This is a genomic window from Oscillatoria nigro-viridis PCC 7112 (assembly GCF_000317475.1).
Taxonomy (GTDB): domain Bacteria; phylum Cyanobacteriota; class Cyanobacteriia; order Cyanobacteriales; family Microcoleaceae; genus Microcoleus; species Microcoleus nigroviridis.
On sequence record NC_019729.1, the window covers coordinates 6,371,073 to 6,385,653 of the forward strand.

Consider the following 14,581-nt stretch of genomic DNA (forward strand, 5'->3'; position numbering starts at 1 on the left):
CTAACTCAATCTCTCTAATCTCACTGGCTAACTCTATCTAATAGTCAAAAGGAGACTACTATGAACTCTAACGATCGACAATATCAGTTATTTCAACAAAAACGTAACGCCCTAGCTGTTTTAGTAAAGCAGCAAATAGATGTGTTACATTCTCTTAACATGACCGAAACAGAAGCAAATATTTGTAAGCTAGAGGAGCGAATTTTAACCGATGGCTTCAAAGTGCTTGTAGTGGGTGAGTTTAAGCGGGGAAAAAGCACTTTTATTAATGCTTTGTTGCGACAAGAAGTGCTACCTGCTTATTCAACCCCAACTACTGCAATCATCAATGAAGTTAAATGGGGAGATAAGCAGAAAGCGATGCTATATCACAAAAAGCCTGCTTCTGGTTCACCGCGACCGCCCCAGGAAATACCTGTGGACAAAATTGAGGAGTATGTTGTTATTAAAGACTCTGGTAAAAAAGAAGGCCAAGAAAGCCCCTATGAAAAGGTGGAATTATTTTGGCCTTTAGAACTTTGTCGCAATGGTGTAGAAATTATTGATTCTCCCGGACTCAATGAAAATGAAGTACGCCAGCAAGTCACGGTAGATTACTTGTCAAGAGTCGATGCTGTGCTTTTTGTTCTGTCTTGCGAACAACTTGGTCCTTCAATTTCTGAACAGAAGATGATTGAACTGTTGAGTAATTGCGGTCATGAGGATATCTTTTTTATCTGCAATCGCTTCAATGATATTCGCAGAAAAGAAGAGCAAGAGCGAGTCAGACAACACGGCTTATCTCAGTTTAGTAATCTAACCAAACAAGGAACCAAGGGTATCTTTTTCATCACGGCTGTGGATGCTTTGGAAGGTTATTTAGAGAACGATGTGAACCGGATTAAGGCTTCTGGTATAGAACTTGTAGAGCAAGCACTAGCAACATTTTTAGCTAAGGAAAGAGGGCGGGTAAAAATTGTTCGTTCAGAAAAGATTTTCCGAATGTCTGTTGAGGAATCCAGAAAAATTATTCCTCAGCGAGAATCGATGCTGAGAACTGATTTGCAAACTTTGGAAAAACGCTATGCTGATGCTCAAGAGTCATTGCGATCCCTAGAAAAGGAGCGTGAAAGCATAGTTAGACGGATATCGAACTTCCGCGAAGATATTAAAGAGTTAGTTCGGGGTAAAGCTCGCGAGCTTCTCAATAAAGTCAATGAAAAACTTGATGACTGGGTGAGTGAATATACAATCCAAGAAAGCGTAAAACTATTCTCTAAAGATATCTTCAACATGGAAGCGGCAGCTAAAAGAGTTGTCGAAGAGGTAACTCAATATCTTTCTAGCAAAGTAGAGAAAGAGTTTACCCAATGGCAACGTCACGAGTTACAGCCTTTTTTGGGAAGCCGTTTGGACGATCTATTCCGAGAATTAGAAGACAAGGCAGGTAATTTTTTCTCCGATTTAGATCGAGTGCGTGTTGAGGTTTCTGGAACTAAGATATCAAAACTAGATGTAGAAGTAGAAGACACTAAAATTTCTCCTATTAATCGCATTCTCTCTGGTATTGCTGGTTTTGTATTCATGGACTATGGTTCAGCCGCGATAGGAGGGTTATTTGGCTACAAAGAAATGCTCAAGAGTCTGATTCCTCAAATTGCTACCGTTGCAGTAACAATAGCGTTTGCTGGACTCAATCCTTGGGTATTAATTCCAGCAATATTTGGTAGTAGTACACTACAAGCCTTTATTAAGGTTAACGGAATTAACGATAAGGTTAAACAACAAGTAGGCAAAGAATATGGATCTACATTGCAAGCATCAAACCAGCCAAATGAAGTAGCTAATGCTGTTGCAGCTAAGATTAAAGAAATTGAGGACGGTGTAGATGGAGGACTTGGTAGCGAGATTCAAAGTGTTCGGACTCAAGTTAACTCAATTTTGGCTGAAAAGCAAAAAGGTCAAGTCAATGTTGACCAAAAGATTCAGGAGTTAAAATTGCTCTCGGAGCAATTAAATGCTATTGATGGGGAACTGAATGAGTTGATGAGACAAGTTGCTCAGATGTAGCAGTTTTTTGTTTTTCCCAGAGCGATAGCCCCTCTCCCCTCCTCAATCTTAAAGTGCGATCGCCCTTATTTTCCGAAAGTGCGATCGCCTTAAAATCATGTCAAATATATTCAATCCTCCCCATCATTTCTTCAGGCGCATACACTTCATAAATTAAAATAAAACTACGGATAATCTCGCCAACAAAACGAGAATTAGGAGGACAATAGACAATCCCCGGATAATCTGTGGTATCGCTTGCCATAATTAAAAAATCGTCATTGTGAGTTAATATCACGCGCTGCTCTTCGCGAATAAACGCTAGGTGTGACTCATCGCTTTTAGTACGCAACCCTGCATCAACTGTTGTCGTCACATCTATCCCGTAACGACGTAAACCGCGCGCAATATTAGAGTCAATATGTTCGTCTAAATGAAAACGAATTTGCTCACTCACCTCTAATTGCCCTCAATTTTTCTTGTAACGGAGATGGTGGACTATTACGCTTTAATTCTTCCACAATAGCTCGACTTTCAGCAGTGTGACGATCGATTTCTTCTCGACGATCGTAATAATAGGTCATTGCTGCATGAACTGAGGCAAGTGGTAAGTCATACTTGCCGGCAATTTCTTCTATAGAAATTCCCATTTTCAGATACATTTCGGCGATGTGTGCTACAGCAATTCGATGACCAGCAATGCGTGGCTTACCACCAAGTACCCCAGGCGTAATTTCGATATGTTCTGTGATGACGGATTCCTTAGACATTATAGTTAAAGGCTATTAATTGGTAATTTTTAAGCTCTTTAATATTAGCACAAATAGTCACAGTTAAACCAAATTGTAGGGTGCGTTAGACATTAATTCTTTCGATTTCAACCGGTTTGAAGGATCTGACGCACCCTACGAACAGTATTTCGATCGCCCTCACCACCAACTAGATGCAAACTAGATCCAGTCCGGCCTGAATCGGGGGGAGTCCAGAAGTATAGAATAGAGGTTGCCGAACCGGCACACCGCCCGATCGCTCGCCCCCAGCAATTTGTTACCCTAAAAATAGAATCTCCCCTCCCTCAACTCCCTCCCATGAACAACGCTTCTCCCCTGATTCAAACCGTGACTCCAGAACGCTGGGCCGGGTTTAGTATGGACTTTATAGGGGCGGGTTACACGGGTTTGTTGGTCAAAAACGGCCGCGTCGTGCGTACCCTAAAATCCGGGCGGCATTTCAGCTTCGCCCTTCCCCTGCTAGAACAGTGTCAAATTGTCATCGTAGACACCAAACTCCGCAATTTGGAGGTACAGTCGCACGGAGATTTTTTGTCTAAGGATCGATTTTTAATTGATGCCACTCTGACTGTTATTTATCAAGTTATAGATCCGAAACGAGTAGCTTTGGAATTGTCCGATCCTCTAGCTGTTTTAGCAAGTGCAGTTAAGGATTGTATGGGATTAGCGATCGGGCAAATACCCCTACAACAGCTTATCAGTCAAGGACGGCTGTTGCTGCGCCAAAATTTGCTCGATCGCGTCCAAGATTTTTATACCCTAGGTTTCAACTTAGAAGACGTGCGAATTGGCGATGTCAGCTTTCCCGAAACCAACGGAGTTATTCGCCAAGTTGAGGGAATGAGTGCCCGACAAGAAGCAGAAAATGCCGCCGCCCTGCAAATGAGAATTGCCGAAGCAGGCCGTCCGATCGTTCCTCAATCTCCCGTACAGCAGTTAAACTTAATTTCAGGTAATTCTCCTGCGAGTCTTCCAGCTTCTGACACAGCAGCAGGGTTCGATCGAGATTTACAACAACTGACACAACAACTTGCTCAAAACAGCCTCCCTCCTGGGAGAAATCCTCCCCAACTTGCACCAACCGTACTCGCAAGCAGCGATCGCAAAACAACCGCATATTTAATCTACAAACTTTCTGGAGAGGCGATCGCCCTAACAGCCAATCCCTTTACAATTGGACGCGAACCAACCAACACTTTAGTATTGCAAGATCCGCAAAGTTCGCGCTACCACGCTCAAATCCGCCGGGCCACTGACGAACTTGGCAAACAGCGATATCAGCTTGTCGATAGCGGCAGTTCCAACGGCACTTTTGTGGGTGGGCAGAGGCTGGCTGCTAACGAGCCTTTTTGGCTGCCAAATGGTTGCGAAATTGCGATCGGCGACCAAAAATGGATCTTTCAAAATTCGTGAGTGACAAATATGAAGATGTTTTTAAACAGCAGATAAACACAGATAAACCCCATCAGCGTTCATCTGTGTTTATCTGCTGACATCTGCGGTTAAAAAATCCCAATTTGAGTAACTTGCTTTAATCACGATATACAAGTAATAGATTCCGAATCTACCGTCAATATGAATGTTTTTTTAAACCGCAGATAAACGCAGATAAACGCAGATAAATTCCATCGGCTTTCATCAGTCAGGTTTCTGTAGGGGCGTTACCAAGAGTCCCCGCCCTTTCAACACAGCTTGACAATCAAGCATCCAGGATACAAGCCCCGGTATTCATCCGTCCATACATAAAAAACCTGTATCCGATAAACTTGCCGAACGTATTTATCTCGCGCAAGTCAATGCTTCAATTCTTTAATCTAAAATCTAAAATCTCAAATCTAAAATCGATTGACAACTTCTCCCTCCCCAATTCCCTATACTCCCAGGTAGAAGTCTCTTGCCAACCCTAGGGGGGATATCTCCACAACCATTTCGAGCGACAATTTGTCAAGATTGAAAATATAAGTAGAGGACAACCCCATGAGCTTTTCTATACAATCTGTTTACAACTGGTACCGCGACACCCTCCGCAACCCCAAATACCGCTGGTGGATTATTCTGGGAACCCTGGCATATCTGGTAAGCCCGATCGACATTGCCCCAGACTTTCTCCCCGTCGTCGGACAAATTGACGATGTGGCCATTGCAGTCTTGCTGATTTCGGAAGTGTCCCAAATGGCGATCGACTACTTTAAATCCCGCCAAACAGAGACAGCTTCAGCATCCGAAGCCACCGGCAGCCCTTCTGAAGCCAAAGGCAGCACCGTTGACGTAGATGCAGTTTCTGTACAATAATTGCCAAAAATAATCGATCGCTACAACCCCGACTTCTTCAAGAAATCGGGGTTCTTGTTTTTTAAATGGTAACTGCTCAGATCGTGCTCCAAAGCTGGTAATTTTAACTATGATCCATCTGTGCTAACAACAAATTTTTATAGATGAAGTTTAGCGAAATAGTAGAAAAACTTAACTTAGCCACCAGTCGCACCCTCACAGCGTCGGCTGCTACCGATCCGGAAATTACAGGCGCGGCCCCTGTTGATGAAGCTGCACCCGGTACTATAAGTTACATAGAAGGTGCTAAATTTGCCGTTCATACAGCCACTACAAATGCTTCGGCTTTAATTTTACCCTTAGATGAAAGCCTCCAAGCTCAATGTACCGATCGCAACATTGCTTGGATTGCCGCAGCAGATCCGCGATTGCTGTTTGCTGAAACCATCGCCATTTTCTATCAACCGTTTCGCCCAGCATCGGAAATTCATCCCTCAGCCGTCGTTCACCCCTCAGCAGAAATTGGTGAAAATGTCTATATCGGCCCCCACGCCGTTATTCAAGCAAAAGTCAAAATTGGCAGCAACGTTTGCATTCACCCAAATGTCGTAATTTACCCTGATGCGGAAATAGGCGCCGGCACAGTTTTACACGCTAATTGTGTCATTCACGAACGTACTCGCATCGGGGCAAATTGCGTGATTCACAGCGGTGCGGCGATCGGTTCCGAAGGTTTTGGGTTCGTGCCGACAGCCTCCGGGTGGGTGAAAATGGAGCAGTCTGGCTGCACTGTATTAGAAGAGGGCGTTGAGGTTGGCTGCAACAGCACGATCGACAGGCCCGCTGTCGGAGAAACCCGCATCGGCCAAAATACAAAAATCGACAATTTAGTACAGGTAGGTCACGGCTGTCAAGTCGGGAAAAATTGTGCGTTTGCCGCTCACGTCGGCATGGCTGGGGGAGTAAAAATTGGCAACAATGTAATTTTGGCAGGTCAAGTAGGAATTGCCAATCAAGCCAAAATCGGAGATGGGGCGATCGCCACTGCTAAAGCTGGAATTCACAACGACGTGCCTGCAGGTGCGATCGTGACGGGCGTTCCAGCAATTCCCCACAAACTATTTCTCAAAGCCGCAGCAATCTACAACCGCTTGCCCGAAATGTACCAGTCTCTGAGGCAAATTCAGCGCAAGCTCGATCGGTAGTCAATTGGCAGTTGGCAGCAGTCAGCAGTCATTAGTTAACAGTTAACAGTCAACAGCCAACAGTATTATAGTTGCAACCCATTAAATGTGGAATAGTATAACTAACCTGCGATTGCTGTCGCCGTCAATACCAGCAATTGTCAAAATAATCTTGTTTTTCTCAACTTGGATTGTTGTGTGGCTTCCCGCAGCGATCGTGCTGGCGATCGCCCTCAAATGGCATCCGCCCCAACCCCTGGGAAACAAAAAATTACCTTTACTAGCTTCCCTATACCTGATTGTCCCCTTCATTTTATGGGCGACAAGTTGGATCGAAAACACATCTTTTACTAACTGGGGTTGGGATTGGCAACCCGCAGTTTTGATGTCATTAATGCGGGGATTAGGATTAGGAATAATCAGCTTAGTATTTTTATTCGGTCTGCAATTAACCGCAGGCTGGCTCGATATAAAAAAAAGCGAAAATTCCACCGAAACAGGCGAAAAACAAATAAATTTTTGGACTTTAATTTTTAACCCTGCTAGTCTGCTGACTCTGTTATTAGGACTGTGGATCAGCGCCACAGAAGAGTTAATCTTTCGCGGCTGCTTGCAAACAATCCTCCAGCAAGATTACTCAGTGCTAATTGCAGCAGCGATCGCCAGTTTCATTTTCGCGATCGCCCATCTAATTTGGGCCGCCAAAGAAACTCTACCGCAACTGCCCGGATTGTGGCTGATGGGCATGGTTTTAACATTAGCCCGCATCGCCGACAACGGCAGTTTAGGATTGGCGATCGGCATTCACGCAGCTTGGATTTGGGGTATAACTACCGTAGATACAGAAGGCGCAATTAATCCCACAGGCAGGGCACCGGAATGGATTACAGGAATAGCAGCGAAACCCCTAGCAGGTGCAGCCGGAATTTTGTTATTGCTAGTAACAGCAGCCGTGCTTTTGTTAATTTAAATAAGACTTACCCTAAAAAATCCGGTTTCTTAGAAAAGATTGGCTCTCCTGAATTTGTGGTATAAATGATAGTATAAGCGTCTTCCTCATCCGAGATATGGGGCCCGCACCACGAGAATTTTTATTTTGCTGAGCACCATAAACTCAGGACATTTGGATTATGATATCAATTCCGGTTGCACTCCTGATAATAGTTGACTGTTGACTGTTAACCGTTAACTCTGGATCGCAAAAATCAATGATGCTTGAGTGTTGAATGTTGACTCGATTTTACGCCCGACTTGCGAAGCGCGAATTAGATATGATATCTACTCTCTTGACTCAAATATTCAAAGGACGCGATGGCGGTGGTGGCATTGGCGGTTTAGCGATCGCCAGAGACTTAGAATAGCGAGCCTCTAAAACACCAGTTCTAAACTGAGCCACTTTTTCTCCCTTCCTGTGAAATACTATCACGTTAACCCGACTGCTGTAAATAGTCAGATAGCGCTGTTTGACAATGAAGGCAAGAATAATAAAGACAACACCGATAAAAATACTGAGAGTCGGAATTCCTAACCAAAACAGCCACCAAGTACAACCCTCTCCTGTTTCAATTGCTCTAACATCCTCAATCGGAATAAACACTTCTTTTGTTTCTAATCCGAAAAAAGATTCCGAGCTGATTTGTAACATTTCGCCAACTAATTTAACCGCAATTGTGCCATTACTTTGAACTGGAACAATCCCCACAATTTGACCGGGTGTACCGCTGATTTGGATGACTTGATTAGATTTCATATTTATTGTCTATTGGCGGTTCGGAAAAGCTATTATATCGCCTCGTTTTATGATTTAGCACGTCCGAAGAATTGTATAACAACAACCTCGACCTATTTGTTGACTCAAACTTGCTCTTCCTATCGCCACAAGTACCACTAAAACCTCTTGCGTATAATAGGAAAGTTGATGCCCGTAGCTGTAAGGTAAATCTAACTGGCTGGCCACTGGTTTGAGGACATTGGCTGCTTCATCTTTATTAACTTGATGTCCCTTGAGTTGATTGTACAAATACTCCACTACTTCACAAGTAATGTTTTTTGTAAATACGATTGTAGGTCTTTGAGTCTTAATCACATCTACTCGATAGTTTGAGCCTTCACGGTAGACGAGGTGGCAGTTGCGTAATTTAACCTCTCCAATCAATTCGCTCTCCATCTGTTCCTCCTATTCGATTCTCTAAGCAATTAGCAGCGATCTCTCTTGGGCAATTTACAAATAAAATTGCTCATCTTATATTTACTAACACCCAAACTCTTCTGCAAGTCTCCGCCTCAAATCTCCAGATAGTGGTAATTGGCGGATTTCTTTGCAAATTGCAGCATGAGATTCTCCATTTTGAATGCGCTGCCTGTAAATTCCAATTAACAGCGCTTCTAGACCGTACTTAGATAACATTTCTGTCGCTAAACCGATGATGCCCAGCAAAGCAATGCCACCGAACATTCCTGCTGGCCCACCTAACATTGCCAAAGCCGTCGTAATTGCGGCGGCTCCTGCAAAACCTGTAGTTGCCATCACAATTAGAAGTAAAATCACAGGCAATCCTAGTCCTGCTGCTTTCCTAACAAACTCGTCCATAATGTCGCTCCTAGTCTGTATATAGAGGGATTAAACATCATATACTTTTGTTTTTTTGCCTTGACTTCCTTTTAACAAAAGGCTTCAATGAAACAAGAAAAAAAATACTCATTTCATTAATTTTTCCTAATTGATTGAAAGATTTGGTATGTGTTTAAGTTTGAACTCTAGTATCTTAGCTAGTCCCACTCCAAAAACTTGATAGACAAATCATTGTTATTGCGATCGCCTAGTTGAAGAGCGTTGTCCATAATTTTCCTGAATTCATAACCCTGATTGCGAGCTAATACACCCCCAAGCTGAACAGTCAAAAATTGGACTACAGCTCCGTCTCGTTTATCGATAAATTGGACGCTGATAGACTGAACTTTAGCCGTCTTACTTTGCTTGTTGGTCAACCGCCCTACAAGAAATCGCTGAGTTCCTGTATTTTCCATCGCTAATCCAGTTAACTCCAGTCCATTCACGAGCTGAACCCTAAAAGGGTCTGGCTTCCGCGTGTTTTCAGGTGGTTTGGGAAATCGACAAAGCCGATCGAGAGATTCATACTGTTTTCTTTCAGAATTCAACTGAAAACACCCCGGATACTCTTGGGCGATCGCCCTCGGAAACAGATTGAAAGCAGACAGAAGCGCGATCGCAGGTAAAGCGGTTATCAACTTGACGCACCTAAACATGGCTTTTTACTCTCCAATCGGCAACGATACTCGTAAGTTGTTTTAGTCCAGCAGTTTTCACAGATAAATCTGGTTTTGACCTCCACTGATTAACCAGGGTCAAACCCAAAAATTATGCAAAGCTGAGGGGGGAAACTGTATTCAGGTTCGCTGAACTCAGAAAGCTCTCCGGCTGCGCCGACTTTCTGAAACATCCACCGCGCCTAACTGAGATTAATGTATCAAGCAAAGTTCTAATTTGTCAAGCTAATGCTCAAAAAAATCTCATTAAGTGAGACAAGACCCTCAAAAGTTGATTTCAAAAGGCTTTAGCCCCTCTAACGGCAACTGAAACAAGCTCTAAACCTCTACCAATAAAGTATTCAGACCGAGCAACGGCTCTAAATTTCAGCCGGTCGCCCCTCAATTATTCTGTTATTTATCTCGTTTATCTCGCGACAAGTGAGAAAAAAGCCCGTACAATCAAGTTACAGCCCAGAAACCTCTGTTTGCGCCACCCCTCAGTTCTTCTGTTGTATATCTCGTTTATCTCGTTTTAAGTGAGAAAAAAGCCATATAATCAAGTTACAGCCCAGAAGCCTCTGTTTCCGATACCCAAATGCCTGTGTTCGCTTATTTGCAGCGATCGCCCCGTCCTTTCCCAGCTATCTTTGAGTAGAACCGCCCGCCTTGTAATACCTGTATTCAACGTAGTATGAAACTTCCCGAAGATTTTTTAATAACTTTAGCCACTAAAGTTGGCATTTCCGAAAACGAATTTGAAGTCTTATCAAGAGCAATTAAAGGCGAATCCATGTCTGATATTTCAGACCAGCTTCGAGTTCGCAAAGATGCCTTACAAAAACGCCTGGGAGAAGTGTATAAAAAATTTGAAGTTCAAGGTGCTGGGCCTGGAAAATTAGCAAAACTCCAGCAAATTCTCGTAACTGAATACCAGAAACAAGTTGCCACGAACCGTCACGATGCTACAACCGACCGCGAAGTTGCTCCAACCCTAGAGAATACCCGCTTCCAAGACGCAACTATCCCTCAATTTTCACCGCGTATTGATTGGGGAGAACTCCCAGCTCAAGAACCTTTCTACGGGCGTAATTCCGAAATAGAAACTCTCAAAAAATGGATAGTAACAAACCGTTGTCGAGTAGTCACAATTTGTGGCATGGGAGGGATTGGCAAAACAGCATTAGCCACCCAAACTATACAACAAATTCAAGGGGAATTTCAAACCATAATCTGGCGAAATATCGCCACCTCTGGCACCCTTGAAAAACTCTTGCCAGACCTCTTGCAATTCCTATCTCATAATTCAGAAATTGAGCTTCCCAAACCCAGCAACTCACTCATCTCCCAATTAATAGGATATTTGCGTTTAACCCGCTGTTTATTAGTATTCGATGAAGTCGAAACTATCCTCGAAAGCGGACAGCTACCAGGACAATACCGCCCAGGATACGAAAGTTACCGGGAACTCTTCCAACAAATAGCACAAACCCCTCACCAAAGTTGCCTGCTTATCATCAGTTGGACTCACCCTAGAGAACTCGGTAATTTAGTAGAAACAACCTTACCTTGTCGAGCTTTACAACTGAGTGAATTACCAGAAAGAGATGCCAAAAAGATCATCTTATCCGCCCCCCAAGTTTATACTTCAGAGAGTAATTTACTATCAGAAATCATTGACCTATATGGCGGCAATCCCCTCCTTTTAAAAATAGCCGTCACTCATGCTCAAGATATGTTAGCGGGCAATTTAGCACAACTCATTAAAAAAACTCCGTCGGTTATTGAGGGCATTGTCCGAGATTTGTTTGAGGATCGAGATTTGTTTGAGGATAAATTTCAGAATTTTTATGAATTAGAAGTAAAAGTATTGTCTTGTTTGGCAAGCAATAAACCCGCCACCATTAGCGAGTTGCAATCCAGTCTACTATTTGCTGAAGACTTATCAGAATTGAAACTGGCTGTAGAAATTCTAATCGAGCGATCGCTCCTGCAAGCCCTCACCGACTCCGGGGAAGAACGCCTGACAGTCAGCCCGCAGGCTAGGCGATTTGTCACCCATCAATTAATTGCTAAATACCTGAATCAAATTGGTTACAAGAAATACTTAGAGAGTGAGTTACAGACAGCAAAATGTTATTTAACACAAACCATTCGCTACAATCCAGAACTGCCAGCAGCTCACTACAATTTAGGGTCAACCTACGAAAAACTAGAAGATTTGCCCAACGCTCGCCAGCACTACAAAAAAGCAGCAGAATATAAAAACAGTCGCGCTGGCGGTGCTGCTGTCAATAATTTAGCTCGATTGGAAATTCTCAGCGAAAATTTTGACGTAGCGGTAGAACTAATTCTCTCTATTTTGCCACAAGTTAATGACAAAATAGTGCAAGTCACGCTCCACAAAAATCTGGGATGGGCTTATCTAGGACTGCAACTTTACAGTGACGCAGAGACTCACTTGGAAAAAGCAATTGAATTAGATAACTCCTATGCTGTAGCACACTGCTTGCTAGCACAAGTTCTCGAAGCAAAAGGGGATACAACAGCAGCTATTTCTTGCTGGCAAAAATGCCTGAATTGCTCTGCACAAGGCCAACAACAAGAAGGTGTGGCGTGGAAACTTCCAGAATTAAGTATTTGGAAGAGTTTTGCCCGCGACCGCCTCAGTGCTTCGGGCAGAGAACCTAATTAATTCAATTACTGTAGGGTGCGTCAGTAGTTCTCAGTTTTTCGATCCTACTTCACCATTTAACTAGCTGACGCACCCTAATAAAAGAGCGCTAGCAATTAAAGTTATTTAGTTCGGAGGAACTATCGGATCTTCCTCTCCAGAACTGCATTTTGTTCTGCGCTCAGCTTGGGCAATTTCCATCAAGAGGTAACTACCAATGGCTGATACTAAACTTGCCTCTATATTGGCGATGATTTCTCCCGCAGCATTGGGAACCACCATTGCTAATAATGTCAGGGGGGTAGATGAAACTATAGGTATCACAGCTCGTTTCTCCGTCAAAGAAAGGGATCAGGGAGAAGCGAGTTGGCCAACTGCGCTCTATTATTAACCAGGGGGTAGGGAAACAATTATGCAAAATTTTCAGAAAAAATTTCCCCTCATCAAGCTGCAAACCTTCTCAGTGCTTGCTTTACGGATTATTGAAATTTCTGAAAATCTTACATTGAGACGCAATTAAATCCTAGGCAGAGTACATCTCTGAGGTAAAATCAAGTCTAATCCTTTAATTGCTCAGGCATAGTCTCATGCCAATTCCCAAACTCAGTGAAGCGACGATCCAGCACAATACCTCTGCCGAATCCCTCAAGCGCGGTGAAACTTACTATTTAGCGGGTAATGTTACTAGCGCTGTCCTGCGTGGCAATATCGTGCAAGCAATAGTGGAGGGTTCTTCTGTGCAACCTTACCGTATTACGATAAACTTTGATGGCGCTAATGTGGCATCATCAAATTGTACTTGTGCTTACGATCGCTTTGGGTGGTGCAAACATATTGTTGCTACCCTGTTATTATGTCTGCGACAACCACAAATAATTGAGCAGCGCCCGACACTGGAACAATTACTCGATCGCCTCCACGATGTACAAACCCAGCAATTAATACAACATTTAGTAGAAAAAGAACCCTCCCTCATCGATCCGATCGAACGATACGTTAACTTAATTGCTATTTCTACGCCTCCACAGCAACCTACTAAAGCACCCCGTCGCACCTCCATTAATCCGGCTCCTTTTCGACAACAAGTACGACAAATTTTGCGAAATGCTGTGCGTTATTTCGACGAGGGATGGGGGGAAGAAGACCCCATTACAGAAGAACTTTTAGATGTGATTCAGCAAGCACAGGAATTGATCGCAGAGGGAGACGGTAACAACGCCTTAGTAATCTTACAAGCCATCACCGAAGCCTGCGTTAAAGATTGGGATGACGTAGAAGAATATGGCGCTGAAAGTTCTGATATAGCTAACGCTTTGGATGAAGCTTGGACAGAAGCCATTTTGACGGCTGAACTAACTGCTGAAGAAGAGATCGATCTCCAGGTGATGTTAGAAGCTTGGCAAGATGAATGGGATTGCGATTTCACCATGAGCTTGAAAGCTTTACGCCAAGGTTGGGATGACCCCCTAATTCAACAGGTACTTCAAGGAAATATTACGGGGCAAGAAATAGGAGCTAATGACGCACCAGAATGTGCTAAGAACTTAGCATTAATTCGCTTGCAAATCCTCGATCGCCAGGAACGCTATCAAGAATACTTATACTTAGCGCAAGCAGAAAACTGCTCTCAACAATACTTGACGATGTTAAGTCGTTTGGGGAGAGTAGAAGAAGCAGTGGAAGCTGCTGCTACTCAGATGAAATCAGCGGAAGATGCTTTTGCTCTCGCTCAAAGTTTACAAGCACAGGAAGCCCAATCTGAAGCTCTAAAAATTGCTCAAACTGGGTTGAATTTGTCAGGCAATTGCCTTTATAAACTAGCAATTTGGACGAGTGAGTTGGCTGTTGAGTTGGGAGAGAACGAAGTTGCATTAAATTCTAGAATGCAGGTCTTTCAAATCAAACCATCCTTTGCCGATTATCTTTTAGTGAAGGAGTTGGCAGGAAACAGTTGGTCAACTGTAAAAGCAAATTTGTTAGCAACTCTGAGAAGTGATAGAAGTTGGGGAGTTTCTGAAGCACAGGTTGATATTTTTCTCTATGAAGGACTTATTGAAGATGCGATCGCTGTTGCTGATGGTTTGAGTGGCTACGAATCCGCACTGATTCACCGAGTAATGGGGGCTGCGATCGCCCACCGCCCCGATTGGACGATCGCCAATGCTTGTCGGCTTGCTGAATCGATTATGGATCGGGGGAAATCAGAGGACTACGATCGTGCAATTAAGTGGTTGGAAAAAGCCCGCGCTGCCTATTTACAAATGGGGCAAAATATTCAGTGGTCTGCTTATCGTTCTCAACTTATGCAAGTACACAATCGGAAGCGGAAGTTAATGGGGATGCTGAAGAGTCCAGATTTAGATTGA

General features: G+C 43.5%; 14 protein-coding genes. 7 read left to right on the forward strand and 7 right to left on the reverse strand.

The annotated features are described in order from the left end of the window. Nucleotides 1-60 precede the first annotated feature (60 nt). A complete protein-coding gene (locus tag OSC7112_RS26610) occupies nucleotides 61-2,049 on the forward strand; it encodes a dynamin family protein (protein WP_015178789.1) in 1,989 nt (662 codons plus the stop codon). A 100-nt stretch (nucleotides 2,050-2,149) separates the two neighbouring features. Here the strand turns inward: OSC7112_RS26610 and OSC7112_RS26615 are convergent, their stop codons facing one another. After that, nucleotides 2,150-2,485: a DUF5615 family PIN-like protein gene (locus OSC7112_RS26615; RefSeq protein ID WP_015178790.1), complete on the reverse strand. Its 336-nt coding sequence runs from the start codon at nucleotides 2,483-2,485 to the stop codon at nucleotides 2,150-2,152. Next, nucleotides 2,478-2,798 carry a DUF433 domain-containing protein gene (locus OSC7112_RS26620; protein ID WP_015178791.1) on the reverse strand — a complete coding sequence of 107 codons (321 nt, stop codon included), beginning with the start codon at nucleotides 2,796-2,798 and terminating at the stop codon, nucleotides 2,478-2,480. The genes OSC7112_RS26615 and OSC7112_RS26620 overlap by 8 nt, the downstream gene beginning before the upstream one ends. Before the next feature lie 318 nt (nucleotides 2,799-3,116). On the opposite strand from OSC7112_RS26620, the gene OSC7112_RS26625 reads away from it, so the two are divergent. The 4 genes from OSC7112_RS26625 (at nucleotide 3,117) to OSC7112_RS26640 (ending at nucleotide 7,244) form a co-directional block, all read left to right on the forward strand. Further along, complete coding sequence (locus OSC7112_RS26625) at nucleotides 3,117-4,232, forward strand: SPFH domain-containing protein (protein ID WP_015178792.1); 1,116 nt, start codon at nucleotides 3,117-3,119, stop codon at nucleotides 4,230-4,232. A 564-nt stretch (nucleotides 4,233-4,796) separates the two neighbouring features. After that, entirely contained in the window at nucleotides 4,797-5,111 is a 315-nt protein-coding gene (locus tag OSC7112_RS26630; RefSeq protein WP_015178793.1) for a YkvA family protein, read from the forward strand. 143 nt (nucleotides 5,112-5,254) lie between these two features. Next, nucleotides 5,255-6,295, forward strand: a complete 1,041-nt coding sequence (lpxD, locus tag OSC7112_RS26635) for a UDP-3-O-(3-hydroxymyristoyl)glucosamine N-acyltransferase (protein ID WP_015178794.1) — start codon at nucleotides 5,255-5,257, stop codon at nucleotides 6,293-6,295. An 85-nt stretch (nucleotides 6,296-6,380) separates the two neighbouring features. Next, on the forward strand, nucleotides 6,381-7,244 hold the full coding sequence (locus OSC7112_RS26640; protein ID WP_015178795.1) for a CPBP family glutamic-type intramembrane protease: 864 nt from the start codon (nucleotides 6,381-6,383) through the stop codon (nucleotides 7,242-7,244). Between the two features lie 321 nt (nucleotides 7,245-7,565). Here OSC7112_RS26640 and OSC7112_RS26645 read toward each other — a convergent pair whose 3' ends face one another. The 4 genes from OSC7112_RS26645 to OSC7112_RS26660 form a co-directional block, all read right to left on the reverse strand. Further along, the gene (locus OSC7112_RS26645; RefSeq protein WP_015178796.1) at nucleotides 7,566-8,024 is read right to left on the reverse strand and encodes a hypothetical protein; all 459 of its coding nucleotides are present in this window, start codon (nucleotides 8,022-8,024) and stop codon (nucleotides 7,566-7,568) included. Nucleotides 8,025-8,078: 54 nt separating this feature from the next. After that, nucleotides 8,079-8,441 carry a hypothetical protein gene (locus OSC7112_RS26650; protein ID WP_015178797.1) on the reverse strand — a complete coding sequence of 121 codons (363 nt, stop codon included), beginning with the start codon at nucleotides 8,439-8,441 and terminating at the stop codon, nucleotides 8,079-8,081. An 84-nt stretch (nucleotides 8,442-8,525) separates the two neighbouring features. Then, nucleotides 8,526-8,864: a hypothetical protein gene (locus OSC7112_RS26655; protein ID WP_015178798.1), complete on the reverse strand. Its 339-nt coding sequence runs from the start codon at nucleotides 8,862-8,864 to the stop codon at nucleotides 8,526-8,528. A 179-nt stretch (nucleotides 8,865-9,043) separates the two neighbouring features. Then, a complete protein-coding gene (locus OSC7112_RS26660) occupies nucleotides 9,044-9,541 on the reverse strand; it encodes a hypothetical protein (RefSeq protein ID WP_015178799.1) in 498 nt (165 codons plus the stop codon). A gap of 694 nt (nucleotides 9,542-10,235) precedes the next feature. On the opposite strand from OSC7112_RS26660, the gene OSC7112_RS34785 reads away from it, so the two are divergent. Next, complete coding sequence (locus OSC7112_RS34785; RefSeq protein WP_015178800.1) at nucleotides 10,236-12,236, forward strand: tetratricopeptide repeat protein; 2,001 nt, start codon at nucleotides 10,236-10,238, stop codon at nucleotides 12,234-12,236. Nucleotides 12,237-12,341: 105 nt separating this feature from the next. On the opposite strand, the gene OSC7112_RS38645 is transcribed toward OSC7112_RS34785, so the two are convergent. Then, complete coding sequence (locus tag OSC7112_RS38645; protein WP_150111611.1) at nucleotides 12,342-12,539, reverse strand: hypothetical protein; 198 nt, start codon at nucleotides 12,537-12,539, stop codon at nucleotides 12,342-12,344. Between the two features lie 263 nt (nucleotides 12,540-12,802). Here OSC7112_RS38645 and OSC7112_RS26670 point away from each other — a divergent pair, with 263 nt between their 5' ends. Continuing rightward, nucleotides 12,803-14,581: an SWIM zinc finger family protein gene (locus OSC7112_RS26670; protein ID WP_015178802.1), complete on the forward strand. Its 1,779-nt coding sequence runs from the start codon at nucleotides 12,803-12,805 to the stop codon at nucleotides 14,579-14,581.